Here is a 25217-nt window from a genome sequence, read left to right as displayed (position 1 = left end):
GCCCCAAACCACACTGGGCGTCAGTCCTTTTTGCCGCCCACGCCCTTCATATAGCGTTCCATGCCCTCAAGATAGGCGGGGTTGAGCATCAGGGCGCTATTCGCCATCCGCTCGACATGCCGCCCCATGGACGGGCCGACCTCGGCTGCCAGTTCGATCGCGATCTTGGCCGCGCCCATCTGTTCGGCATTCTGCTTGGTGAGGTGGCGGCAGAAATCCAGCGCCGCTTCGTCAAATCCTTCATCGGGCAGCACATCATGCACCAGACCCATGATGAGCGCGCGGTCGGCATCCGCCTTTTGATTGCCCATGATCAGCCAGCGTGCCCAGTGCGGCCCGCACATGCGCGTCAGGCGACTGACGCCATTGGAAGCGGGTAATACCCCGAACAAGCCTTCGGGAAAGGAAAAGGCAGCGGATTTTGCCGCCAGCCGGAAATCGCACGACAGCGCCATTTCCAGCCCGCCACCGACGCAGGTCGCATGAATGGCGCTGACGATCGGCTTTTCGATATGCTCCATCTCATCATAGATGCGCTGCATGCCGTTGAGGTTGAGCCGATGATTTTCGCGAATGCCCGACGGCGTGCGCGGATAGTCCGGGTTGCCGCCGCTTTTCAAATCCGCGCCCGAACAGAAATAACGCCCGGTCGCCCGGATCAGCATCACCCGCAATTCCGGCGTATCGCGAAAGCGCAACAGCGCCTGCTCGAACAGCGCCATCGTCTGCGCCGACAAGGCGTTCAACTTGTCGGGCCGGTTCAAAGTTACGATCAGGATGCCGTCCTGGTCCTGCGTCAGCAGATGCGGGGCGTCGCTCATATCGTCATCCTTCAGGCGCGGGTGCGCGGCAGGCCCAGCGCGCGCTCGGCGATCATGGAACGATGGACCTCGCTTGTCCCGCCATAAATGGTCGCGCCCTGCGCGTGGCGGTAGAACATGTTGATCTCCGCCGCCGCGCCCTTGCGCTTGGACAGGGACAAGGGCGCGGTCAGGTCCAGCAAGTCGCGGGCGTCGCTCTGGAACTTCTCGGAACTGAACATCTTGGCCATCGGTCCATAGGCCAGGTTCGGCTTCTTCTCCATACTTGCCCAATTGGCGCGGAATGCAATCAGTTCGGACGCCCACAGATTAGCCGCCGTCCGCGCCAGCCGTGCCTGCGCCCCGGCGTCGGCAATCAACGGCTGGCCATCGCATTGTATCTCCCGGCACAGCGTTTCGGCCGCATGCAGCATCGCCCGCTGATATTTGGCGAAACCGCCGCCATGCTCCAGTTCCAGGCTCGCGCTCATCGTCCGCACGCCGCCATCGACCGCACCCAGCCGCCAGCTATCGGGTATCTTCACCCCGTCATAGAAGGTGATGTTGGTCCGCTCATCCTGAAAAGTATGGACCGGCTGGATCGTCACGCCCTCGGCCTTCAGCGGCACGATGAACATGGTCAGCCCCTTATGCTTGGCCACGTCCGGGTTGGTCCGGCACAGCATCAGCACATAGGTCGACAGGTTCGCCCCGCTGGTGAACATCTTGGTCCCATCGATCCGCCAGCTACCATCGGCTTCCTGCGTCGCGCGACATTGCGCGGCAAACACGTCGGACCCAGCGCCCGGCTCGGAATAGCCCAGCGAGCAGATGACTTCGCCGCGCATGATTTCGGGCAGGATCGCCGCCTTCAATTCCTCGCTGCCAAAGCGATGGACGATCAGCGCGACCATCTGCGTAACATTCGCAGCCGGATTATTATAACCCTCCGCTTCGAACGCATCCATCGCGGCAGTCTTTTCATAGGCGGAAAGCCCGCGCCCGCCGACATCCTGCGGCAAGCCCACATAGAGCAGATTCTGCGCCGCCAATTTGCGGTTGAGTTCCGGGTTATAGCCCTCCCAGCTATAGTGAAACGCCTCGCGCATTTCCGGCGTCACATGGACCGCGAAGAAATCTTCTATCTCCTGGGTGATGGCGCGGGCATCTTCGCCCAGATCGAAATCGACCGGCATGTCGCCCGCATCAGGCAAGGCCGCCTGCTCGCCTGCATAGAGCCGCCGCCCGGCCTCGCCGATCAACCGTTGCGGATCGCCCAGCAACAAAGGCCAGGCCTTGGCGCGCAGGTTGAACAGGAAAATATCATATTCAGTGGTCAAGCCATAGCCGCCGAAAGTGTGCAGCGCCTGGGCCACCGCGCGGCCCGCCGCATCGCTGTTCCACCAGGCCGCGATGCTGATCGCCGCCCCCGCCTCCGGCGCGCCATCGGCAATGTCGCGGATCGCCTTCCACACCAGGAACTTGCCGCCATCGACGTCGCACAGCAAATCGGCGAGCGGGTGGGAAATGCCCTGAAACTGCCCGATAAACTGGTCGAACTGCTTGCGCTCGCACGCATAGGCCGCCGCCAGCTTCAACGCCTCACGCCCGATCCCGGCCAGCCCAGCTGCGATCAGCAGCTTCCATTCCTCGACACCGCTGGCGAAGGTCGCAACGGCGTCCGCGCCGGACGCCAGCACGACCTGCGGCAAGGCGCCAAGGTCGATCTGTGCCATCGGCGTGTCGGCCAAATTCTCCTCCGCCACGCGCGCGCCGTCAGGCACGTCGATCAGCACGATATCCTCGCTCCGCCGCGCGACGACAGCCTGCGCCACCTGCCCGCCACCGATCCATTGCACCGGCTGCGTAGCGATATCATGGAAGGCGATGCTCGCGACCGCTTCGCCCGCCATGACCCGGCCGAGCAGGTCGGTCGCCGCGTCGCCGCCCAGCAAAGCCAGCATCCGCGCCGCCACCAACGTTTCGGCCAGCGGCCCCGACACCAACGTCCGCCCCGCTTCCTCCATCAAAATCACGGCGTCGAACAGGCCAAGCCCCAGGCCGCCAGATTCCTCCGGCACGCGGATCGACAAGGCACCCAATTCCGCCAGACCCGCCCACAGCGCCGGATCGAAACCCCAAGGTGCCGCCGCGCGCACCCGCGCGATGCTGCTATGTTCGTCCAGAAAGCGCACGAACATGTCACGCATCATTTCCTGGTCATCGGTCAGGTCGAAATTCATGGGACTATGCCTCTGTTACTCTCAATCCTCTCCGATAAGGGGAGGAGAACATGGTGGGCGTGTCTGCCCACTAACCCTGCGCAGGCGCGGACCGGCGCATCATGACGCTCAGGTCCACTTGTCCGGTGGCGACGCCGCCCATGAAACCGCCATCGACCGGGAAGACGACGCCATTGACGATGCTCGCCAGATCGCTGTTGATCAGCACCAGCCCCGCGGCTTGCTCTTCCGGCGTCGAATAGCGCCCCATCGGCTCGGCGGCGGCCGCGACCACATCCTTGCCCGACGTCGCCTCGAACGCGGCCATCATCGGCGTCTGGGTGGGGGAGGGCAGGGTGCAGTTGATGCGGATGCCCTTTTTGATCAAATGCGCGCCCATAAACTGGGTCCAAACGATCACATTCTCCTTGGAGAAGCTGTAACCCTCCTTGACCGTGTCCATATTGGCCTCGCACCAGGCGATCGCCGCGTCGAACCCCTTGGTGGTGACAAATTCCATATTGGTCGGAATGCGGCGGCTCCACCCCATCCCGCCGGTGGAGGCGATACTGACGATCGCGCCGCCCGATCCCATCAGCGGCAAGACCTGCTCGGTCAAATGGCGCAGGCCGATGAAGTTGACCTTCATCACGTCCATCGCCGGAAAGGACTGCGGCAGCCCGGCACAGTTGAACAGTGCGTCCACCTTGCCGCCAATGCCCGCCACGGCCGCGTCGATCGACGCCGGATCGCGCAGGTCGACATTGTGGAAGGACGCCAGCGGCAGCGCGCTGTCCTTATAGTCCAGCCCATGCACCTCCGCGCCCAGGCTCAGCAACAGTTTCGCGGTCGCCTCCCCCATGCCCGAAAAGCAGCCGGTCACGATCACGCATTTGCCCTTATAGCCCAACAGGTCGCTCATCATACTCTCCGATTATATAGGAATGTCAGGCTTTGGCCGCCGGGGGCCAGCTGATGCGGCCATCATCTTCTTCCACGAAGATGATGCGTTCGGGGCAGGCGCGCGCGCCATTTCTGGCCGCCTTTTCCATGCCTTCGGGGACGGTGAAGCCCTCGGTTTGGATATAGCCGTCATCGTCCAGCGGATAGAGGGTTGCGGACACGGCGGCGCAGCGGGCATTGCCCACGCAACCGGCCTTTTCGATGCGGATCTTCATGCAGCCACTCCAGCGATTTTCAGCCCGTCTTAGAGAGGAGATTGAGAGACCGATCAACATCTCCGCCCGCTCAATCGCTGCCACGATACGCAAATGGGGCCTTCCGGCCAGCAATCGTCGGAGCGGTATATGGACCGCGGCTGCGCGACGCATTTGCCTTTATGCGCCATGCGCGCGAAACCGGGATAAACGATAAACAGATTGCCGGAGACTTGCATGGATCACGCCCTCAGCCCCGCCGCCCCGAAGCCCGCCCATGTGCCCGACGCACTGGTCTATGATTTCGACATCCATGCCGATCCCGGCCTGCTCGACGATCCGCATGTCCGAATCATGGACCTGCTGCGCAACGCGCCGCCGGTATTTTGGACCCCGCGCAACGGCGGCGGCTGGATGGTGTTGACGCATGCCGCCAATTATGAGGCGTCGCGCGATACCGAAGCCTTCTCCAGCGAATTTGTGCCGCAGGACAAGATGAAGGCGCTGCTCGCCTCGCTGCCCCCCGGCGCGCCGCATATTCCCCAGCCGATCCCGATCACGCTCGATCCGCCCGAACACACCAAATATCGCCAGCCGCTGCAAAAAGTCTTCTCGCCCAAGACCATCTCGGCGCTGCGCGACAGCATCCGCGAACTGGCAGGCGACCTGATCGAGGCGATCAAGCCCGATGGCCGCTGCGAATTCATGAGCGCGGTCGCCGAACCTTTGCCGGTGCAGGTGTTCCTCAAGATGCTCGGCCTGCCGCTCGATCGGCTGCCCGAATATCGCGCCATCGTGAAGGAGCATATGGAAGCGATCGACGGCGATCGCGAAGGCTCGATGCGTCGCCTTCAGACGATCGCGGCGGCCATGCGCGACACATTGCTCGACCGCCGCGACAATCCGCGCGACGACATCATCTCCATGCTCTGGAAGCTGGAGATTGATGGCCAGCCGACGACGCTCGCCGACATGGAAAATTACGGCGTGCTGCTCTTCATCGCGGGGCTCGACACGGTGATGAACGGCATGGGCCTTGCCATGCGCGGTCTGGCCGTGGACACCGATCTTCAGCGCAAGCTGCGCGCCGAACCCAAGCTGATCGCCGAAGCCGCCGAAGAAATGCTGCGCCGCTACACCTTCACCGTGCCGATGCGGGTGGTGAAGCGCCCTGTCGAACTGTCCGGGGCCAAGATGATGCCGGGCGACATGGTCAAACTGTTCCTGCCCGCCGCCGATCTCGACGCCAAGGAATTTCCGCAGCCCGACGTCTATGATCTCGATCGCGAAAACAACGTCCACATCGCCTTTGGCGTCGGCCCGCATCGCTGCCTCGGCTCCCACCTCGCCCGTGTCGAGCTGCAGGTTCTCTACGAGGAAATGCTGGCACGCATGCCCGAATTCCGGCTCGATCCCGATCATCCGCCGGTCTTCCATGGCGGCCATGTCATCGGCATCGAAAGCATGCACCTGGTCTGGGACGTCTAATCCATGGCATGGCAGCGTTCGCGCCCGCGTCTCGACCGGGACAACCGCGCCTTCTGGACTGGCGGGGCGGAGGGGAGGCTGCACATCACCCGATGCGGTGATTGCGGCAACTATACCCATCCGCCGCGCGAACTGTGCCGCCATTGCCAGTCGGAAAATGTCGCGCCGCATGCGGTGGCGGGCACGGGCATCATCGACACTTACACGGTCAATCACCAGGCCTGGGCCAAGGATATGGAGGTGCCCTTCGTCATCGCGCGGGTGAAGCTCGACGATGCACCCGGCGTGTACCTCACCACCAATATCGTCGGCAGCCCGGTCGATGCGGTCGATATCGATGATCGCGTGCAGGTCGTGTTCGAGGAACAGGACGGCGTCTGGTTCCCCCTGTTCGAAAAGGTCGCCTGACCATGGCGCAACGCGAAGCCTATATCAGCGGCATCGGCATGTCGGAGGTCGGGGTGCGCCTGCCCCGCTCGCCGCTGTTGCTCACGGTCGATGCCGTGAAGGAAGCCATCGCCGACGCCGGCCTTACGCTCGATCAGATTGACGGCGTCGCCACCTATCCCGGCAAGATGCCGAGTTTCCTCGGCTTTTCCCCGGTCAGTTCGGACGACCTGATCGAGGTGCTGGGGCTGAAAACCCGCTGGCATATCGGTGCGGCGGAATCGACCGCGCAATTGGGGGCCATCATCGAAGCCGCCAATGCGGTGAAGGCAGGCCTCGCCCGCCACGTCCTCTGCTTCCGCACCGTTTATGAAGCGGCTGCTCTTGCCCGGCCGGAGGAATTCCCGCCGATGGAACGGCGCAAGGATGTGTCGGGCAATTCCCAATGGGTCTCGCCCTTCGGTGCCTTCTCCGCCGCCAACTGGACCGCGCAATTCGCGATGCGCCATATGAAACGCTATGGCCTCACCCGCGAGCAATTGGCGCAGGTGGCGCTGAACGACCATGCCAATGCCGCGCTCAACCCGCGCGCGCTGGTCAAAAAGCCGCTGACGATGGACGATTATATGTCCGCGCGGATGATCAGTTCGCCCTTCTGCCTCTATGATTGCGATCGCTTCACCGATGCCTCGACCGTGGTGATCGTCTCGGCAGGCGACGCGCTTGGCGATGTCAAGGCGACACCCATCCGCATCGCCGCCAGCGCGGGCTCGGTCGAACGCTATAGCTGGGACCAGGCCGAATGGGCGGGCGCCTATCCCACCGGCCGCGACCTGTGGAAGAACACGGACTACACGGTGGACGATGTCGATACCGTCCAGCTCTATGACGGCTTCGCTTTCCAGCCCATCACCTGGCTCGAAGGGCTGGGCTTTTGCCCCATCGGCGAAGGCGGCCAGTTCCTCGAAGGCGGCACCCGTATCGCCCGCGATGGTGCGCTGCCGATGAACACCGGGGGCGGCCAGCTTGGCTGGGGCCGTCTCCATGGCTTCGGCTTCGCTTATGAAGCGGTCGTCCAATTGCGTGGGGAAGGGGGCGCGCGCCAGATCGGCGGCGATCCCCGCGTCGCCATCGCGACGTCGGGCGGTGGTCCCATGGCGGCGGCGCTGCTGCTGGCCAAGGACTAGCCGTCATGGACAGTGCTACGCTCGACGCGCTGCCAGGCTTCCGGCGGCGCTTCCGCGTCACGCCCTCTGAGAGTCAGGTCATCGCCGTAGTCGAGGATGACTATCATTGCATGGCCGTCACCCTGCGCCATGATGGCACGCGCGTCACTGACGTCGAGTCCGTCATGGAGCGCGTCCCCTGGACCACTTGTCCGGGCGCGCCCGCGGTGTTGGCCGCGACTTTCACTGGTGTCGCACTAGCGGACGTCGCGGCGCGCGGCGAGAAAAAGGCCAATTGCACCCATTTGCACGATCTGGCCGTGCTGGCCGCCGCTCATGCGGCGGACGATGAACCGATCCTCTATGACATCGTCGCTTGCGATCCCGTCGATGGCCTGGCGGTCGCGGAAATCCGGCGCGATGGCGCGCTACTGCTAAGGCTAAAGCACCGCCAGCATGTCATGGAAGCCCCGGCCGCAATCTCTGGCCTCTCGCTCTTGAAACTGCGTCCCTGGATCGACAGCCTCGAAGACCCGCAGCGCGAAGCCGCCCGCCTGCTGCAATGGGGTGCGATCCTCGCCAATGGCCGCCTGATTCCGATGGAGCGGCAATCCACCGCGACGAAGGTGCCGCCCAACTGCTTCACCTTCCAGCCGGACAATGCCGTCCACGCGCGGCGGGTCGGCCAGGTCATCGATTTCAGCGGTGCGTCGCCGACCCCGCTCGACCATTTCGATGGTCACGCCTTCCACCCGCGATAGACGAAAAAAAGGGGCGCGCCTGGGAGGGAAGGCGCGCCCCATATCGTCCCTTCGCTATCAGAAGGGCAGGTTGTAGAGGCCTGTCGCGTTGGTCTGCAGAACCTTCTTCTTCACCTCGAAATCATAGCCGCCCAGCACGTCGATGACATGCGCCTGCACGCCGGGATAGAGCGAGGTGGGATGCGGGAAATCGGTTTCGAACATCACCTTGTCGACGCCGATGGTCTCCAGCAGCAGCTTGGGACCGACCTTCTCGAACCAGAAAGTGACCCAGAAATGGTCGCGGAAATATTCCCACGGCCGCTTGTGCAGCATATTGGCCTTGCTCGGCAGCATCTCGTTGAACTGATGCTCCAGCGCCTCGATCGCGAAGGGCAGCCAGCCCATGCCGCTTTCGATAAGGCCGATCTTCAGCTTGGGATGGCGATCGAGACGGCCCGACACCATCCAGTTGCCCAGCGTCGCGGCATTGCCGATCGAGAACATCGTCGCGACCACGGACAGCGTCTGCTCGAAGCCGAACCCGTCCCAGGTCAGCGTATTGGGATCGACCGCACTGTTGAGGTGGAAATTGAGCGGCATGCCCGTCGCTTCGCACATCTCCAGAAACGGCGTCCAATAATCGTGCATGAAGCTCGGCACGCCGACACGTTCGGGCGTATCGGGCAGGACGAAGCCCTTGATCCCCATGTCATAACAACGCCGTGCCTCGGTCTCCAACGCCTTCTGGTCCCAGAAGGGCAGGTGGCCCATGTTGAAGATGCGGTTTCCCGATACCTGCTGATATTCGGCCGATGCGTCATTATACATCTGCACGATGGCGAGCGCGAGGTCTGGGTCGCCGAGCGACATCAGCGACCCGGCCTGGGTCACGCCTGAATTCTGAAAGCCGATCTGGGCATAGACGCCCATATCGTCCATCGCCTGCAACCGTTCCTTGATCAGGTGGCCACCCGGATGCGCCTGTTCCAGCTTGGGGAAGGCGAGCCGCCCCAGCAGCTTGTTATTGTCGGCACGAATGACGTTGCCGCCCATCGATCCGAAATTGCGGTCGCCGACATACCAGCGTTCGACGCCGTCGGCGTCCTGCTTCACATAGGGCACCTTGCCTTTGTATTTGGCGGGCGCGCGCGATGTGAACAGGTCGGGCGCTTCGGTGATATGCGTGTCGGTATCGACGATCTTGATCCCCGCCAGCGAGGGGTCCAGCCCGCCCGATTGCGTGGCATAATCCACCTCGCGGATCACGCCGCCTGCGGTATAGCCTTCGGCCGACCAATATTTCTTGGCGGCCTGCGCCATTTCGCTGTCAGTCTTGTCCTTCACATCAGCCATGCTTCATCTCCATCGGCTGGCGGTTGCCCTCGAACAGCGGGGAGACGGGCGCGGGCGCCGGTTCCTCCACGCAGCGACGCACCGCTTCATTAAGTGTACGCAACAGGCTGTCCGCAACGATCTGGTCCGATGGCTCGTAGACGAAACCAATGGCCAGTGGCTGACTTTCGGGCATGTTGGGCAACAGCACGGCGGTCACATCGGCGATCGACCCGAAGCCGACCTTGCCGCTGGCAAAGCCCTGCTCCCGGCATGACAGCACCTGTGCGCTCATGTCGGCGGGTATGAATTTGCGATCGGGCGTGGCTTCCGCATTCAGGCGGCGGATCATGCCATCGCGCCGGGGCTGCGGCACCGTCGACAGCATCAGCCATCCCGCCGCGCTATCCGACAGATAATCCTGCTGGCCGCCGCAGAAACCAGCGGCTCCGGCGGTGCGGAAGGTGCGGGTGCCCGCCCGCCAGTTGAACACCTGGACCTTCAGGCCCACCATGCCGAACACCGCAACGCCCAGGCCCGTCTGCGCCGACAGGCGATCGATCAGCCCGGTCAGCACGCCATCGCGCACCAGCTTGGGCTGCACGGCAGCCCCCAGCATCGCGGCGCGAGGCGTGGGCGAATAGGATCGTGAGCAGGGATCTTTGTGCAACAGGCCGAGATCGACCAGGCTGGACAGCAATTCCGATGTGCTGGACTGGGGCCGGTCGAAACGACGGACGATGTCCATCACCGTAGCCTGCGGATGATCCTCATCGAAGAATTCCAGCACTTCGATGACGCGCTTGGCGATCTTTGCCTTGTTGGACTCTATTTGAGCCATCGTCCTCTCCTTCGGTTTATGAACATAGTTGTTCACTACCGGCACCGGCCTGTCAATTAAAAATGAGATACTCTCGTTTATTATGCCCAATTGGACAGGTGGGAGCAGCCAGAAATCCTTACAACCGTTTGAATTGTAGCCATAAAAATGGACGTTCCGTACAGGTTTCCAGAGCAATGAAGCGGCCGGACACCCTTCGATCCCGAAGAAAATGTGCGACAACTCCGGCGCAAAAAGTCGCGACCCTTGTCCGATTCGCTGTCCGCTTGTCGCGCGTCAGCGGGCAAACAGCGTCTTGATTTCCCGCCGCAACAGTTTGCCCATCTCATTATAGGGTAGGGCATCGGCGAACAGCACCCGCTCTGGCACCCGCGACGATCGCAGCCGTGCCCGCACCATCTGCTTCAACTCGTCCTCGTCCGGCGCGCTATGCCCTGCGCGCGGCACCACGATCAGGCCCACCGCTTCGCCCCATTCGTGCGAAGGGATGGCGACTGCTGCCGCCTCGGCCACGGCGGGATGGGTCATCACCACATCCTCGATCTCGCCGGGCGAGATATTCTCGCCGCCGCGCACGATCACATCGTCCGCGCGCCCCGATAGGAACAGATAGCCGTCCGCATCGATATAGCCCGCGTCACGGGTCGGAAACCAGCCATCGGCGTCCAACGCGCTGCGTTCGCGATATTCGCCCGACACCTGCTCGCCGCGCACATAGATTTCGCCCGGCACACCCGGCGGCAGGACGCGGCCATCCTCGTCGCGTATCTCGATTTCGACGGTCGGCAGCGGCCGCCCCACCGATCCCAGCCGCGCCCGCACCACCGGATCGTCCGACCCATGGGCCGCGCGATGCTCGTCCGGTCCCAGCAGCGCGACGGTCGAACTTGTCTCGGTCAGGCCATAGGCGTTGGTAAAGCCGGTTGTCGGAAATAGGTCGAGCGCCTCGTGGATCAACTCGGTCGGCATCTTGCCACCGCCATAGGCGATCGCCCGCAGCGCCGACAGGTCCGGCTGCGACGCACCCTTGGCCACCATCTGGCCCATCGCCTCGATGATCCGCGCCAACATGGTCGGCACGACAAACGCATTGCTCGCCCGCTCGCCCGCCGCCAGGTTCAGCCAGGCGTCGGGCGCAAAGGCGGGCAGCATCAGGATCCGCCGCATCGCGTAGATGGAACTCAGCAACGCCGCGATCCCCGCAATGTGATAGGGCGGCACGCTGACCAGCGCGGCATCCTCTTCCGGCGCAGCGGCAAACTCTACCGTGCCAAGAATATAGGACACCAGATTGGCATGACGCAAAATCGCCGCCTTGGGCGCGGCTGTCGTGCCGCTGGTGAACAGCTGGATCGCGACATCGTCGCCCGCATCCGCGTCCACCGGCGCATCGCCCGTCAGCGCCTGGGCCTGCGCGACGAAATCCGCGCGCGACACAATGACATTGGTGGCATCCGGGCACAGCCGCCGCACCCGCGCGCCATCGCCCACGATCAACGCCGGGCTGATCCGCGCCAGCAGCGCGCCCAGATCCGCATCCGCCAGCCGATAGTTGAGCGGCACATAAGGTACGCCTGCCAGTGCCGCGCCGAACAACGCCATGACCGCCGCCTCGCTGCTTTCATCGAGCAGCGCGACATGCGCGACCCCGCTCTGCCGGATCAGCGCCGCCGCGCCGCGCGCGCCCGCCAGCAGGTCAGCATAGGTCCAGCGCGTGCCGTCGCACACCAAAGCGATCCGGTCGGGCGCGGCATCGGCCGCCATTTCCAGGAAGAGGGCAATGTTCATCGGTCTGTCGTTCAGTCGGACGCGGGTAGGGGCTTGGCGTCCTTGACCTGCAAGGCCACGCCATCGACCGAAAGCGATCCCTTGCCGGGCTTGACGCACAGCAATTCGAACGTCCCTGCCGCATCGACATAGCGTTTGCCCATCAACGTGCCAGCGGCGAAGTCGGCCGACGGCGTGCCGACCGCTTCCGGCTTCGCCTCGCCCATCGCCGCGCCGCCGCATTCGATGCTCCCGTCGCCGCAACGGATCACCATGACTTCGGTGTCGCAGGCCGCGCTCTTCAATTTCGTTCCCGGTTTCATTGCACTGGTCGCCTTTGTTCCAAGCCTCACGCGATCGCGCCGCTGGCTTTCCACTGTTCGATCTTGTCCCACTCGATGCCCATTTCCATCAGCACCGTTTCGGTATGTTCCGACGCCTGCGGCGCACGGGTGGTTTCCAGCGGCTTACCATCGAACTGCACCGGCCCGCGCACCAACCGCAACGGCTTGCCGCTACCATCGCCACCCTCGACCTCGATGATCATGTCGTTGGCCAGCGCCTGTTCGTCGGTCAGCAAATCGCTGAAACTCTGCACCGGCGCCCATTGCCCTTTCATGGTCTTTAGATGCGCGCGCCAATAGGCAAAGGGCTTCTGCGCAAAGGCCTTGACCAATATGTCGCTCGCCGCGCCCGCATTCTCGATCAGCGACAACACATCCTTGAAGCGCGGATCGTCCGCGGCTTCCGGTACGCCGACATGCTCGAACGTGTCGCGGATCAGGCCGGTCGGGCTGACCATGCACAGGTTGATCGTGCCGCCATCGGATGTGCGGAAATTGCCCATGAACGGATTGCGCAGCGATCCCCCCGACGTGGGCATCGGATTGCGCGTTTGGATGTCGGTCTCCATCACCTGCGATATCAGCGCGCCCGACGCCCACCAGGCGGCGCTCAGCAGCGATACGTCGACTTCCGTCGCCTCGCCGGTACGCTCGCGATGCAGCAGCGCGCCCGAAATACCCCCGGCAATGAACATGCCGCCGATCGAATCGCCAAAGGCCGGAATGCCCTGCATCAACGGACCCGGCAGGGCTTCAGGCGTCATCGCATAGGCGACGCCGCTGCGTGACCAGAAGCAGGTGCCGTCAAACCCGCCGACCAGCCGCTCCGGTCCCTTGTCGCCCAGCGCGCTACCACGGGCATAGATGATATCGGGGTTCACCGCGCGGATATGCTCGACGTCGAACCGGTTTTTCTGGCGCACCTGCGGCAGATAGTTGGTCAGGAAGACATCGGCCGTCTTGGCCAGTTCATATAAAACCTCCTGACCTTCGGGCGTCGACAGGTCGATCCCCACGCTGCGCTTGCCGCGATTGGGATGTTCGAACAACGTATGGCGCAGCGGGTCGAGCGTCACGCCGCCCATGTTGAGGAATCCGCGCTGCGTGTCGCCGCGCACCGGATGCTCGATCTTGATGACATCCGCGCCCCAGTCGGCCAGGATCGCGCCCGCCGCCGGTACATAGGTGAATTGCGCGACTTCCAGCACGCGCACACCCTTCATCACCTGGGTCATAAACTCACCCCAATCCCCTCATGCGCCGCACGATGCAGCGCTGTATCTTGCCGCAAAGCCTAGAAGCTGTGGCCATTGCCGCAAGAGCCGACAGGCTGTTGGGTACGGGCTATCGCTCGCACGATGCCCTGGCGGCCACCAACGCCGTCACGATATACGGACCCGCGCAAAACAGGGGGATTGAGCGGTAGGGGCTACGGGCCGAAGGTGGAGCGGAAACGTCACCGGAAGGACTCCCATGCTGATCGACTCCTCGCTCTCCGCCATCGTCACCGGCGGCGCGTCAGGCCTTGGCCTTGCCACGGTGAAGGCGCTGCGTGCCACCGGCGCAAAGGTTGCGATCTTCGACATCAATCAGGATCAGGGCGAGGCGATCGCCGCAGACGTCGGCGCGACCTTCTGCAAGGTCGACATCCTCTCGGAAGACAGCGCACTGGCAGGCTTCGACCAGGCCCGTGCCGTTCAGGGGCAGGAACGGCTGCTGGTCCATTGCGCCATGGTGTCGAAGGGCGGCAAGACCGTGTCGAAGGACAAGGAAACCGGTGGCTTCAAGCGCCTCTCGACCGAGGACTATGCCCTGTCCGCCCAAGGCATTCTGGTCGCCAGCTACCGCATGGCCTCCATCTCCGCGCTTGGCATGGCTGCGCTCGATCCATTGGCCGACAATGAACGCGGCAGCATCATCCTGACATCCAGCGCGGCGGCCGAAGACGGGCAGGTGGGGCAGATCGCCTATGGTTCGCTGAAGGCCGGCGTGAACGGCATGGTCCTCCCCATGGCGCGCGACCTGATGGACTTGGGCATTCGCGTCAACGCGATCATGCCCGGCATCTTCGCGACGCCGCCGATGCTGCGGTTCAAGGACATGAACCCGCCCATGTATGCCAATCTCGAAAAATCCGTGCCCTTCCCCCGCCGCTTGGGGCTACCGGAAGAGTTCGCATCGCTCGCAATGGAATTGGCCCGCAACAGCTATATCAATGCGCAAACCTTCCGCATCGACGGCGCGATCCGCTTCCCGCCGCGCTGACCTGCCTTCTCCTGCGCATTATGACCAAAGAACAAGGGCGCGTCGGGCAATGGCGCGCCCTTGTTCGTTCGCACTTGCAAAAAATAATACTAAGCTAGGTTGACATGTTTTTGGCGAATTACTAACTAAGCTTAGTATTAAATGAATCGCTCTCTTTTCTAACCCAGAGGTTCGCCATGACTGCTTTTGCCCAGATCGCTCTTGCCTTCACCCTTGCCGCTTCCGCCCTGCCGCAGGCCGCCGCCGCGGACGAAGCCGTGCAGCTGTCGTCCGCCACCGCCGTCAGCGCGGCCGACTATAAGGGCAAGATGCTCTACACCGCGTCGGGCGACCGGCTCGCTGCCGTCTACCGCGTCGCGCCCGATGGTGCCGCGCAAATCATCCTCAATGGCAAGATGGTCGTCGTCCCCGCCGCCAGCCTTGCTGCCGCCGATGGCAAGCTCGTCACTAACCTGTCCAAGCGTGATCTGCTGACCGCACGCTAAAGGCATGACCCATCAAAAAGGCCCGCCTTCCTAACGCGGAAGGCGGGCCTTTTTGCGTCTGTCGCCTGTCCCGTGATCAGGGTTTGGCGATATTCTCGGAAATCATGTCCAGCAGCATGTTGAGCCGGTTGAGGTCGTCGACATCGAAGCGCGCAAAGGCGACATCCTCGTTGGCGCGGGCAATGCCCGCCAATTGAGTCGTGATCGTCTGGCCTGCCTCGGTCAGGAACACGGCATGCGCGCGCCGGTCGTCATCCTTGGCCCGCCGTTCCAACAGCCCGTCGGCGCAGAGCCGGTCGATCAATCGTCCGGCCGACGCCTCGGCAATCTCCAGCATATTGGCGATCGTCCGTTGCGTCGCACCCGGATGCCGCGCGACGACAGCGATGACCGTCCATTGCGACCGGGTTACGCCCAGCCGCACCACGCTCTGGTCGAAATGCGCGCGCAACTGCCGCGCAATCACCGTCAGCTTCAACGATGCGTTGCGCTTGAGCGCGGTCGGGTCTTCGGCCAGCAATTGATCGATCGGTTTCGCCATCACCTGGCCACCATAGCGCCACCGTGGCGAAACGAAAGAAAGCTCATCCTGCAATGCACAGGTCGGCACCATATCCTGTGTCTCAGACACGTTCGATGATGATCGCTGGGGCCATGCCACCCGCCGCGCACATGGTGATCAGGCCATAGCGCCCACCCGTCCGTTCCAGCTCGTCCAGCGCCGTGCCGATCAGCACCGCGCCGGTCGCGCCGATCGGATGGCCAAGTGCAATCGCGCCGCCATTGGGATTGAGCTTTGCCCGGTTGATTCCCAGATCGCGGATGAACTTCTCGGTCACGACCGCAAAGGCTTCGTTGACCTCAAACACGTCGATATCCTCGACCCGCAATCCCGCTTTCGCCAGCACCTTGCGCGCGGCCGGGACCGGGCCGTTCAACATCAATGTCGGGCAATCCCCCATATTGGCGGTCGCAACGACCCGCGCGCGCGGTGTCAGGCCATGGCGCTGCGCATAATCGGCCGACGCCAGCAATAGGGCGGCCGCGCCATCGACCACGCCGGACGATGTGCCCGCATGGTGCAGCGGCGTGATCGCCAGGTCAGGATATGTCTGATTGATCAACTGGCGGAAGGTCGGGCCATCGGCGCGCGAGGGCATGTCGAGAAAGGCCGCAAAGGCGGGCTTCAACTGCGCCAGCTGTTCCGCCGTGGTATCAGGCCGGGGATATTCCTCATGGTCCAATATCACCGCGCCATCATCATCCACCACCGGCACGGTCGATCGGGCAAACCGCCCTTCCTTGATCGCGATCCCCGCCCGCCGCTGGCTCTCCGCGCCAAAGGCATCAAGCTGTTCGCGCGTAATGCCCTCCATTGCCGCAATGGCATCGGCGGCGACGCCCTGGTTCGACTGGGGATGCTTGGCCTGCAGGCGCAGATTGCCGGTGCCAAGGCCGCCGACCGACGGCACCCCTGCTTCGCGCAATGACTGGCCATAGGACATGACGTGCGACATCATCTCTGTCCCGCCCGCCACGACCAGATCTTCCATCCCGGCCATGATCTGCGCGGCGGCCAAATTGGTGGCGGTCAACCCGCTGCCGCAGAAGCGGTCGAGCGTCACGCCCGACGCGCGCACATCATAGCCCGCGTCCAACGCTGCCATTCGCCCCATGTCGCCGCCCTGCAATCCCATCTGCGCGCTGGTGCCCCAGATCACATCGTCGACATCGGCCGTGTCGATGCCATTGCGGTCGCGGATCGCGCGCAGCACCGTGGCCGCGACATGCTGGGGATGCAGATGCGACAGGGCACCCTTGCCCAACTTGCCGATGCTGCGCGGCGTGCGGACCGCGTCGATGATAAAGGCCTCTGCCAAGGCGCGTCTCCTACGATATTGTTGCTCGCGCTATCGCATGGATGCACGCGCATCCCCAATCGCATGGGCGATTGATCGTGGGCCGGGATGGACGCTGCGGCCGGGCCGCGCGCAGGGTGGTCGGCCAAAGGACAAGCAACAGGGAGAGCTTCGGAATGGCCAAGGATGGCGGTAGCTTTGCGCCCCTGCGCGAACCGGTCTTCCGCCGCATCTGGACCGCTAGCCTCCTCTCCAATTTCGGCCAGTTGATCCTGGGCGTCGGCGCGGCCTGGGAAATGACGCGGCTCACCCCGTCTCCCGGCATGGTCGCGCTGGTGCAAAGCGCGCTGATGCTGCCCCTGATGCTGGTCGCGCTGCCTGCGGGCGCTTTGGCCGACATGTTCGACCGACGGCGGATTGCCATGGCCGGCCTTGCTTTCTCGATGGTCTGCGCCTGCATTCTTACGGTGCTGGCCTGGGCGGGCTATAGTTCGCCCTGGATGCTGCTGACCTTCTGCTTCCTGATCGGGGCAGGGGTCGCGCTTTATTCGCCCGCCTGGCAATCCTCGATCAGTGAGCAGGTCGGTCCGCATCACTTGCCTGCCGCCATCGCGCTCGGCACGATCAGCTATAATGTCGCGCGCAGCTTCGGCCCGGCGATCGGTGGCATCATCGTGCTGGCGGCCGGTGCCCATGCCGCCTTCGCCGTCAACGCGATCGGCTATCTGCCCTTGTTCATCGCCTTCTTCTTGTGGCAGCGCCGCCATGTCTCCTCGCGCCTGCCGCCTGAACAGATCCACCGCGCGATCGTGTCGGGCGCGCGCTACGCCCTGCACGCCGCGCCGATCCGCACCGTCCTGGCGCGCGCCTTTTTCTTCGGACTGGCGGGGGCATCGGCCGCCGCGCTCGCGCCCCTGATCGCGAAACAATTGCTGGGTGGCAACGCCAGCACGTTCGGCCTGTTGCTCGGCGCCAGCGGTGTGGGTGCGGTCGGCGGCGCGCTGCTCGTCGGTCCCTGTCGCGAGAGGTTCGGCACCCATCGCACCGTCACGCTGCTGGCCGTCATCAGCGGCGCAGCGTTAGTGCTGGTGGGCTTTAGCCGATCAGTGCCGCTCACCTGCTTTGCCCTTTTCATCGCGGGCGGGGCGAATATCCTGACCATCGCGCTGTTCAACGTCGCGGTGCAACTGGCCGCGCCGCGCTGGGTCACGGCGCGCGCGCTCTCGCTCTTCTCCTCGGCGCTAACCGGCGGCATTGCGATCGGCGCAGCCTTTTGGGGCTGGGTCGCGGGGCAGATTTCGGTCGAAGGCGCGCTCTATCTGTCGGGCCTCGCGCTCGCCGCCTTGCCGCTCATCGGCATGTTCCTGCCTTTGCCTGACACGAGCGAAGCCGATGTCGAACCCTTCCTGCTCAATAATGAGCCGGAGGTCGGCATGGCCCTCACCCGCCGATCCGGCCCGATCATCATCGAGATCGATTATGATGTCGATCCCGCCCGTGCGCGCGAATTTTATGGCGCGATGTTGCAGGTCCAGCGCACCCGACTGCGCAATGGCGGGTTCAACTGGTCGATAGCGCGCGACATTGCCGATCCCGCCCGATGGACCGAACGCTATCAATGCCCGACCTGGGGCGATTATCTGCACATGCGCGAGCGCTTTACCCAGGCGGACAAGGATATCCAATTCCACGCCAGTTCCTTCCATAACAGTCCGGGCGTTTTGCGCGTGCGGCGGCGGCTGGAACGGCCGTTCGGATCGGTGCGATTTCGCCCCGACACGCCCGACCCACAACAGGGGATGATCAATTATATCGGGCCATGATGCCCGGAGGAGAGGCGATGAACGACAGACGATATCGGGTGATCCAATGGGCGACCGGCAATGTCGGCACCCGCGCGCTGCGCACTTTGATCGAACATCCCGCGCTTGATCTTGTCGGCCTGTGGGTCAGCTCCAATGCCAAGCGGGGCCAGGATGCAGGCGTGATCGCCGGGCTGGACCCCTGCGGCGTCATCGCCACCGGGTCGGTCGATGATCTGGTCGCGATCGACGCCGACTGCGTCCTCTACATGCGGCAAGGCACCGACATCGACGAATTATGCCGCCTGCTGGCATCCGGCAAGAATGTCGTGACGACGCGCGGCGACTTCCACCATCCGCCCTCCATGGACCCCGCCACATTCCACCGGATCGAAGCCTCCTGCCAAGCGGGCGGCACGTCGATCTACAGCACCGGCTCCAGCCCCGGTTTCATCACCGAAGCGCTGCCCATTCCGCTCCTCTCGCTCTCGCGACGGCTCGATCGCCTGACGATTGACGAATATGCTGACCTGTCGAGCCGCGCCTCGCCCGACCTCTTGTTCGGCGTGATGGGCTTTGGTCGCGCCCCGCGCGCTTTCGACCCGCGCCAGATCGAGCATGTGAAGGGTGATTTCGCCGGGTCGCTCGCCCAACTGGCCGACGCTGCCGGAATCGCCATCGACCAATGGGATGCTGCGGGCGAAATGGGCGTGGCGACCCAGGCCATCACCATCGCCGCCGGAACCATCGCTGCGGGCACGGTCGCTGCCCAGCGCATCACCATATCGGGCCTGCGCCATGGCAAGCCGGTGCTACGCTTCCGCGCCAACTGGTATTGCAGCGGGGAAGTTGACCGCACCGACTGGGAACTGCGCCCGTCGGGCTGGCGCATTCGCGTAGAAGGCGACACCCCACTCGATGTCGCGATCAGCTTCCCGGTCGCGCCGGAGGATTATGCCGCCTTCACCCCCGGCCTCACCGCCCATCGTGCAGTCAATGCCGTCGCTGCCCTTTGCCAAGCACCGCCCGGCATCCGCACCACCGCCGATCTGCCGCAGGTCATCTCCCGCTTTCAGTAGCCGGCGACCAGCGCCTCACTCTCCCGCCACAGCCGGGCGGCGGCCGCATCATCCTGCGCCGCTGCCGAACAGGGCACGGCCTCGCGCTTATGGAAATAGCCGCCGCTCGACCGCCCCGGTGCCGGCGCGCTCGCCAGCCACACCAGCGTATCGGCGGCTTGCTCCGGCGTCAGCGCCTGCTCTGCGATCGACTCCATATAGGCACGCATCGGCGCGTCGCAGTGACTGGCGAAATTGCTCGCCACAACGCCCGGATGCATCGCATGCGCCACGATCCCGCTGCCCGCCAGCCGCCGCGCCAGTTCGCGGATGAACAGGATATTGGCGAGCTTGGCATGGCAATAGGCTGCACCCCCGACGAAACCCTCGGCAAAGTTCAGATCGTCCCAGCGTATGCCGTCGCAATGTTCATGGCCCGTGGACGATACCGCTACCACGCGCACGCTGCCAGGTTCCGACTGCGCGGCGGCCGCCATCAGATGGGGCAGCAATGTCCGCGTCAGCAAAAAGGGCGCGAGATGATTGGACGCAAAGGTCGCCTCATGTCCCTCCTCGGTGATAACCCGTTCCGCCATCACCCCGCCCGCATTGTTGAGCAGCACGTCGATCGCCGGGGCCAGCGCGGCAATCTCCGCCGCCGCTCGCGCCGTCTCGCCCAGCAGCGCCATGTTCGCCCGGATCATGGTGAAATCCGCGCCGGGCAGGGCGGATAAGGCCGCCGCCGCCTCTGCGCATCGCCCCGCGTCGCGCCCGACGCCGATCACCCGCCACCCCTGTTGCAGCAACGCACTCGCCGCCGCCCTGCCAATGCCCGCACTCGCGCCGGTCACGACCGCTATCTTCTGCCGATCCGTCATGCGCGCGCGATCTCCATCTTGCGGGCACCATGGCCTAGCGTCAGGAACAGCAGCGCCCCGACCAATGTGACGCAGGCACCGATAACCAGAAACGGTGCATAGCTGCCCCACAGCCCCAGCGTATAGCTGAGCGTCACCGCCCCCAGCGCCGCACCCCCCGCAATTGACGCGCCAACCAGCCCCATCACCAGGCTGAAAACATTGAGGCCAAAGCGCCGCGACACCAGATAAGCGGCAATGTCGCCCTCCGCCCCCTGCGCAAGCCCCATCATCGCCACCGACAGCGCCAGCACGATGGTCGCATCGAAGGGCGATGCCATCAGCATCATGCCGATCGCCGGCATCGACAGGGTGAGCGCGGCGACATGATGCGGCTGCATCCGGTCGAGCGAAAGGCCACAGGCAAAGCGGCCAACCATGACGCCCACGGCATAGATGGAAATCAACCAGGTCGCGGTCTGCGACTGCGCCCCGCTGTCCATCAGCATCAGCTTCATCTGCGCCGACACCAATCCTTGCGGAAAATTCACCAAAACCATGCCGATGATCAGCACCCAGAAGGCCGGGTTGCGCACGATCACGCCATAGCCCGCCTTGGGTTCGACCGGCACATCCTCGTCCGGGCGGGTGCCGATATGCGGCGGCGTCATGGCCACGGCGATCAGGCCGAACGCCATGGTGATCCCGCCCATCAGCAGATAGCCGTTGCGCCATCCCTCGCTTTCGATGAACCGGCCCAGCAACGGCGCGAGGACAGCCCCCACCAGCGGTGGCCCGGTCATGACGATGGAGAAAGCCAACCCCCGCGCCCGTTCGAACCGCTCGGCCACGATGCGGGTATAGACTGGCGAGGTGGTCAGCGTGCCGACGACGATCTGCAACACCGCAATGGCGAAGAAAGCGCGGATGCTGCCCGGCTGCATCGCAAAGGCGATATAGGCGCTTGGCCCGGCCAGCACGCCCACCATCGACACCACCCGCACCCCGAAGCGATCGGTCAGTCGTCCAGTAATGGGCTGCGCGATCAGCATTAACAGCCCCATGCTGCCCAGCAACGCGAATTGCGATCTTGGCCAACCGAACTCGGCGATCAGCTTGGGCGCGAACAGGCTCATCGTATAGGCCGACAGGCCGATGCCAAAGCCCAGTCCCATGGTCGCGGCAAGCAACGGTCGCCAATGCGTCCGAAACTCACCCCAATAGGCCGATCCCATCCTCGCCTCCTGCACTCTTATGGCCTGCCGCTTTGGAAGCGGAGGCGGCGGTGCCTGGCTGCCATGTCCGCTGACACGGCGCAAATCGCCCCGGCGCTATCGCGTGAAGGGGGCGCAGAACGGCACCATCCAGCCCGTCGTCATCGCGCAAGCGATCCTTCGCGCCCCGCCATTGCCCGCACCGGCGAACGTGCCGCACATCCCGCATGTCCGACCGCCATTGCGCGGCGCAAGGCGCCGCCCGCAACGAACGGCGCCAAAGCAATGAGAGAGGCGAGCAGACCCCATGGCCGACATCGAACTGCGCCCGCCAGCGCCGACGGAGGCCTTGCCGAGCATGGCCTATCGGTCCTGGTTCCTCTTCATCATGGTGCTGGTGTCGGCCTCGGTGCAGGGCGAACGCTATCTGATGGTCGTCATGGTCGAGCCGATCCGCCGCGAACTCGGCCTTTCGGACGCTGCGATCGGCATGGTCAAGGATATGATCATCGCCATCGTCTACATCCTGGCGATCATCCCGCTGGCGCGCCTCGCCGATCGCTGGTCCAAGCGCAAGATCGTCGCGATTGCCGCTACGGTCTGGAGCGCGGCGATCATCCTGTGCGGCCTCGCCAAAAGCTTCTGGGTGCTGCTGATCGGCCGCGCCGGGATCGGCCTTGGCGAAGGCGGCTTCACCCCGCCATCCCAGGCCTGGATCGCCGACCTCTTCCCCATCCGTCAGCGTGCGACCGCGCTTTCCATCTTCCTGCTCGGCGCCTCGCTTGGCACCTTTCTCGGCCCGGCCGTCGGCGGCTGGGCGGTGCAGGAATATGGCTGGCGCAACACGCTGATCTTCGCCAGCATTCCCGGCTTCATCCTCGCGCCCATCGTCTGGTTCACCCTGCGCGACACCCGTGCTGGCCTTGCCGATGGTGCGCCGGTCGAAACGGGCGCGACGCCTTCCTTCCTCAAGACGGCGCGCGAACTGATGGCGATCCGGACATTGCCGCCGCTCATCCTGGCAGCCTCGCTCAATGCGCTGCTGACCATGGGCTTCATCAGCTGGGCACCGGCCTTCATGGAGCGCACGCACGGCATGCCCGCCAATGAAGCGGGTTTGCAGATGGGCGGCGCGCTCTTCTTCGGTTCGGCGATCGGCCATACGGTCGGCGGTCCCCTGGCGGACTTTCTTGGGCGTCGCGACATGCGCTGGTATGTCTGGATGCTCATGATCAGCGGCGCGCTCGCCACCGGCATCGGCTGGATGATCCTGACCGGCTCGGCCGACCGCGTATTCCCGCTCTATGGCCTCAACATGCTGATCGGCGGCCTGTCCGCCGCGCCGTTGATGGCCGTGGTCGCGGGCCTCGTCCCTTCCCGCTCGCGCGCGACGGCGATCGCGGTGCTGATGGTGTCGATCCAGGCCATCGGCCTTGGCGGTGGTCCCGTGCTGGTCGGCTGGCTCAGCGACATGTTGCGGCCCATTTATGGCGAAGATTCGCTCGGCATGGCGATGCGCTGGGCGCTGCTGGTCGGCATCCCCAGCACCTTCCTCGCCTGGATCGCCAGCCGCTCCTGCCGCACCGATTTCGCGGCCGCGGGCGGCTGGAACGGGGCGGCCATCATCCACGCGCCGCATTGAAACAGGAGACGCACAATGCCCGCTTATATGATCTTCACCCGCGAAGGGCCGATCCGCGATCAGGCGGCGATGCACGCCTATAGCGCCATGAACCGTGCCCAGGCGGGTCGCTTCGTCGCCGACTATGGCCTAAAGCCGCTCGCTGTCTATGGTGCGCTCGACACGCTGGAGGGCGAAGCACCCGATGGCGTCATCATCCTGCAATTCCCCGACGCCGCCCAGGCCCGCGCCTGGTACGACAGCCCGGAATATCAGGAGGCCAAGGCGTTACGGCAGAAAGGCGCAACCTATCGTGCCCTGCTGGTCGAGGGACTATAAGCCATGAAATTCGCCACAACCATCGCCGGTCTGTGCCTTGTCGCGCTGCCGTGCGCCGCCGCCACGCCACCGGAAGCACCGCCATCCCGGCTGGGTAGCGGCTATCTCAAAGATGCGGCGCTTGCCGCTGATTTTTCGCCGCCGCCACCGGCCCCCGGCTCGGCGGCGCAGGCCCGCGATGATGAAGGCGCGAAGGCCGCCCTTATGCTGCGGGACAGCCCGCGCTGGGCGCTGGCGACGGCTGATGCAGAGCTTTTCGGTCCAACCGCGACGGCAGCCTTTTCCTGCACGGTTGGCGTTGCGATCGGCCCAGCTACGACGCCCCGGCTGGACAAGCTGCTGCGCCGGACCATTGCCGATTTCGGGCGCTCGACCAGCAAGATCAAGCAGGGCTATACGCGCCCGCGCGCCTTCATGGTCAATGGTAAGCCGACCTGCACTCCTGACATGGAAACAGTGCTACGCAAGGACGGCTCTTACCCGTCCGGCCATAGTGCAATCGGCTATGGCTGGGGACTGATCCTCTCCCAGTTACGCCCTGACCTGGCTTCGACTCTCGCCGCGCGGGGCCGGGCCTTTGGCGATAGTCGGCGCATCTGCAATGCCCATTGGTTGAGCGATACGGAAGAGGGACGGCTCGCCGCTTCGGCAACGCTCGCTCGGCTCAATGCCGAACCCGCCTTCCAGAAAGATATGAAGGCCGCGCGCGCCGAACTGGGGCGTGCCAAGGCTCCGCCCGCTCGCTGCGACGCGGAAACTGCTGCCCTGACCCAAGGAGGTACCCCGCCATGACCGACATCAAGCCCCGCATCCTGCCACTGCCCCGCGCGGAATGGACGGACGACGCCCGCGAAGTGTTTGCCTATTGGGGTGAACCCAATGCGTGGGAAGAAGGCTCCAAGACCAATGTCCTGATGGTTATGGCCAACCACCCTGATCTGGGCAAAGTCTATAATATCTGGGGCAAGCATCTCTTGATGTCGAACACGCTCTCGACCCGGCATCTGGAATTGCTCATCCTGCGCGTCGCCTGGAAGGTGAAGTCCGCTTATGAATGGCATAATCATGTGGGCTATGGCCTCAACGCTGGACTGACGCTGGACGATATCGCCGCGATCCGCGATTATCCCGCCGGCGGCAATTGGGAAGAAGCCGATGATGCTGTCCTGCGATCGGTCGATGAACTGATCGCCAACGGCACGATCAGCGATGCGACATGGGCCGTGCTGGGCTGTCATTTCGACAAGAAGCAGCAGATGGATCTGGTCTTTTCGATCGGCCATTACGTCATGACCAGTTGGGCCTTGTCCGCCTTTGGCGTTGGGATCGAAGGGGGTGCCGACCCGATCGGCTTCGACCTCAAAACCGCATCGGGCAAGATACCTGGCAAGACCTACAAGCCCGGCGAGACCGAGGATTGGACCGACAGCCGCGGCTATTGATGCAGGCGCTATCGCGGCAACGATATCG

General features: G+C 64.1%; 25 protein-coding genes. 12 read left to right on the top strand and 13 right to left on the bottom strand.

Annotated elements, in window-relative coordinates; all coding sequences use genetic code 11:
* Positions 1–20: 20 nt before the first annotated feature.
* The 4 genes from J2W40_RS05045 to J2W40_RS05030 all read right to left on the bottom strand — a co-directional run bounded on the left by J2W40_RS05045 (position 21) and on the right by J2W40_RS05030 (position 4200).
* Positions 21–821, bottom strand: a complete 801-nt coding sequence (locus J2W40_RS05045; protein ID WP_310222308.1) for an enoyl-CoA hydratase/isomerase family protein — start codon at positions 819–821, stop codon at positions 21–23.
* 11 nt (positions 822–832) lie between these two features.
* Entirely contained in the window at positions 833–3043 is a 2211-nt protein-coding gene (locus J2W40_RS05040) for an acyl-CoA dehydrogenase family protein (protein ID WP_310222306.1), read from the bottom strand.
* 70 nt (positions 3044–3113) lie between these two features.
* Positions 3114–3944, bottom strand: coding sequence for a coniferyl-alcohol dehydrogenase (locus J2W40_RS05035; RefSeq protein ID WP_310222304.1), 831 nt, complete (start codon positions 3942–3944; stop codon positions 3114–3116).
* Between the two features lie 25 nt (positions 3945–3969).
* The gene (locus J2W40_RS05030) at positions 3970–4200 is read right to left on the bottom strand and encodes a ferredoxin (protein ID WP_096062416.1); all 231 of its coding nucleotides are present in this window, start codon (positions 4198–4200) and stop codon (positions 3970–3972) included.
* 216 nt (positions 4201–4416) lie between these two features.
* Between J2W40_RS05030 and J2W40_RS05025 the strand changes: the two genes are divergently transcribed.
* From J2W40_RS05025 to J2W40_RS05010, 4 genes are read left to right on the top strand one after another with little or no spacing between them, the layout of a single operon-like run.
* On the top strand, positions 4417–5667 hold the full coding sequence (locus J2W40_RS05025) for a cytochrome P450 (protein WP_310222301.1): 1251 nt from the start codon (positions 4417–4419) through the stop codon (positions 5665–5667).
* 3 nt (positions 5668–5670) lie between these two features.
* Positions 5671–6075, top strand: coding sequence for a Zn-ribbon domain-containing OB-fold protein (locus J2W40_RS05020; RefSeq protein WP_310222299.1), 405 nt, complete (start codon positions 5671–5673; stop codon positions 6073–6075).
* The gene (locus tag J2W40_RS05015) at positions 6072–7241 is read left to right on the top strand and encodes a thiolase family protein (RefSeq protein ID WP_310222604.1); all 1170 of its coding nucleotides are present in this window, start codon (positions 6072–6074) and stop codon (positions 7239–7241) included. Before J2W40_RS05020 ends, J2W40_RS05015 begins: the two co-directional genes overlap by 4 nt.
* A gap of 5 nt (positions 7242–7246) precedes the next feature.
* The gene (locus J2W40_RS05010; RefSeq protein ID WP_310222297.1) at positions 7247–7981 is read left to right on the top strand and encodes a DUF2889 domain-containing protein; all 735 of its coding nucleotides are present in this window, start codon (positions 7247–7249) and stop codon (positions 7979–7981) included.
* Positions 7982–8038: 57 nt separating this feature from the next.
* Here J2W40_RS05010 and J2W40_RS05005 read toward each other — a convergent pair whose 3' ends face one another.
* The 5 genes from J2W40_RS05005 to J2W40_RS04985 form a co-directional block, all read right to left on the bottom strand.
* Complete coding sequence (locus J2W40_RS05005; protein WP_096062411.1) at positions 8039–9316, bottom strand: amidohydrolase family protein; 1278 nt, start codon at positions 9314–9316, stop codon at positions 8039–8041.
* The gene (locus tag J2W40_RS05000; RefSeq protein WP_310222294.1) at positions 9309–10136 is read right to left on the bottom strand and encodes a helix-turn-helix domain-containing protein; all 828 of its coding nucleotides are present in this window, start codon (positions 10134–10136) and stop codon (positions 9309–9311) included. The genes J2W40_RS05005 and J2W40_RS05000 overlap by 8 nt, the downstream gene beginning before the upstream one ends.
* A gap of 276 nt (positions 10137–10412) precedes the next feature.
* Positions 10413–11924, bottom strand: a complete 1512-nt coding sequence (locus tag J2W40_RS04995; RefSeq protein WP_310222293.1) for a class I adenylate-forming enzyme family protein — start codon at positions 11922–11924, stop codon at positions 10413–10415.
* Positions 11925–11935: 11 nt separating this feature from the next.
* Positions 11936–12226, bottom strand: coding sequence for a hypothetical protein (locus J2W40_RS04990; protein ID WP_310222292.1), 291 nt, complete (start codon positions 12224–12226; stop codon positions 11936–11938).
* 26 nt (positions 12227–12252) lie between these two features.
* Entirely contained in the window at positions 12253–13482 is a 1230-nt protein-coding gene (locus tag J2W40_RS04985) for a CaiB/BaiF CoA transferase family protein (RefSeq protein ID WP_310222291.1), read from the bottom strand.
* A gap of 238 nt (positions 13483–13720) precedes the next feature.
* Between J2W40_RS04985 and J2W40_RS04980 the strand changes: the two genes are divergently transcribed.
* Both J2W40_RS04980 and J2W40_RS04975 read left to right on the top strand, forming a co-directional pair.
* The gene (locus J2W40_RS04980; RefSeq protein ID WP_310222290.1) at positions 13721–14512 is read left to right on the top strand and encodes an SDR family oxidoreductase; all 792 of its coding nucleotides are present in this window, start codon (positions 13721–13723) and stop codon (positions 14510–14512) included.
* A gap of 176 nt (positions 14513–14688) precedes the next feature.
* Positions 14689–14997, top strand: a complete 309-nt coding sequence (locus J2W40_RS04975; RefSeq protein WP_310222289.1) for a hypothetical protein — start codon at positions 14689–14691, stop codon at positions 14995–14997.
* Positions 14998–15073: 76 nt separating this feature from the next.
* Here J2W40_RS04975 and J2W40_RS04970 read toward each other — a convergent pair whose 3' ends face one another.
* Positions 15074–15538, bottom strand: a complete 465-nt coding sequence (locus J2W40_RS04970; RefSeq protein ID WP_037478857.1) for a MarR family winged helix-turn-helix transcriptional regulator — start codon at positions 15536–15538, stop codon at positions 15074–15076.
* Positions 15539–15620: 82 nt separating this feature from the next.
* Complete coding sequence (locus J2W40_RS04965; RefSeq protein ID WP_310222288.1) at positions 15621–16877, bottom strand: acetyl-CoA C-acetyltransferase; 1257 nt, start codon at positions 16875–16877, stop codon at positions 15621–15623.
* A 155-nt stretch (positions 16878–17032) separates the two neighbouring features.
* Here J2W40_RS04965 and J2W40_RS04960 point away from each other — a divergent pair, with 155 nt between their 5' ends.
* A complete protein-coding gene (locus J2W40_RS04960) occupies positions 17033–18679 on the top strand; it encodes an MFS transporter (protein WP_310222287.1) in 1647 nt (548 codons plus the stop codon).
* A 17-nt stretch (positions 18680–18696) separates the two neighbouring features.
* Entirely contained in the window at positions 18697–19737 is a 1041-nt protein-coding gene (locus J2W40_RS04955; protein ID WP_310222286.1) for an NAD(P)H-dependent amine dehydrogenase family protein, read from the top strand.
* Here J2W40_RS04955 and J2W40_RS04950 read toward each other — a convergent pair.
* Positions 19731–20594 (bottom strand): SDR family NAD(P)-dependent oxidoreductase, encoded by an 864-nt coding sequence (locus J2W40_RS04950; RefSeq protein ID WP_310222285.1) that lies wholly within the window; start codon positions 20592–20594, stop codon positions 19731–19733. The genes J2W40_RS04955 and J2W40_RS04950 overlap by 7 nt on opposite strands.
* Complete coding sequence (locus tag J2W40_RS04945) at positions 20591–21808, bottom strand: MFS transporter (RefSeq protein ID WP_310222284.1); 1218 nt, start codon at positions 21806–21808, stop codon at positions 20591–20593. Before J2W40_RS04945 ends, J2W40_RS04950 begins: the two co-directional genes overlap by 4 nt.
* A 286-nt stretch (positions 21809–22094) precedes the next feature.
* On the opposite strand from J2W40_RS04945, the gene J2W40_RS04940 reads away from it, so the two are divergent.
* Genes J2W40_RS04940 through J2W40_RS04925 form a run of 4 tightly spaced genes read left to right on the top strand, consistent with a single transcriptional unit; the run spans position 22095 to position 25189 of the window.
* Entirely contained in the window at positions 22095–23429 is a 1335-nt protein-coding gene (locus J2W40_RS04940; protein WP_310222283.1) for an MFS transporter, read from the top strand.
* A 15-nt stretch (positions 23430–23444) separates the two neighbouring features.
* A complete protein-coding gene (locus tag J2W40_RS04935) occupies positions 23445–23747 on the top strand; it encodes a DUF1330 domain-containing protein (RefSeq protein ID WP_310222282.1) in 303 nt (100 codons plus the stop codon).
* A gap of 3 nt (positions 23748–23750) precedes the next feature.
* Entirely contained in the window at positions 23751–24539 is a 789-nt protein-coding gene (locus J2W40_RS04930; RefSeq protein ID WP_310222281.1) for an acid phosphatase, read from the top strand.
* On the top strand, positions 24536–25189 hold the full coding sequence (locus tag J2W40_RS04925) for a carboxymuconolactone decarboxylase family protein (protein ID WP_310222280.1): 654 nt from the start codon (positions 24536–24538) through the stop codon (positions 25187–25189). Before J2W40_RS04930 ends, J2W40_RS04925 begins: the two co-directional genes overlap by 4 nt.
* Positions 25190–25217 lie beyond the last annotated feature (28 nt).

Source organism: Sphingobium xenophagum (assembly GCF_031457465.1).
Classification (GTDB): Bacteria; Pseudomonadota; Alphaproteobacteria; order Sphingomonadales; family Sphingomonadaceae; genus Sphingobium; species Sphingobium xenophagum_A.
Note: the sequence above shows the minus strand (reverse complement) of the source record. Positions and strands in the feature narration are given on the sequence as shown.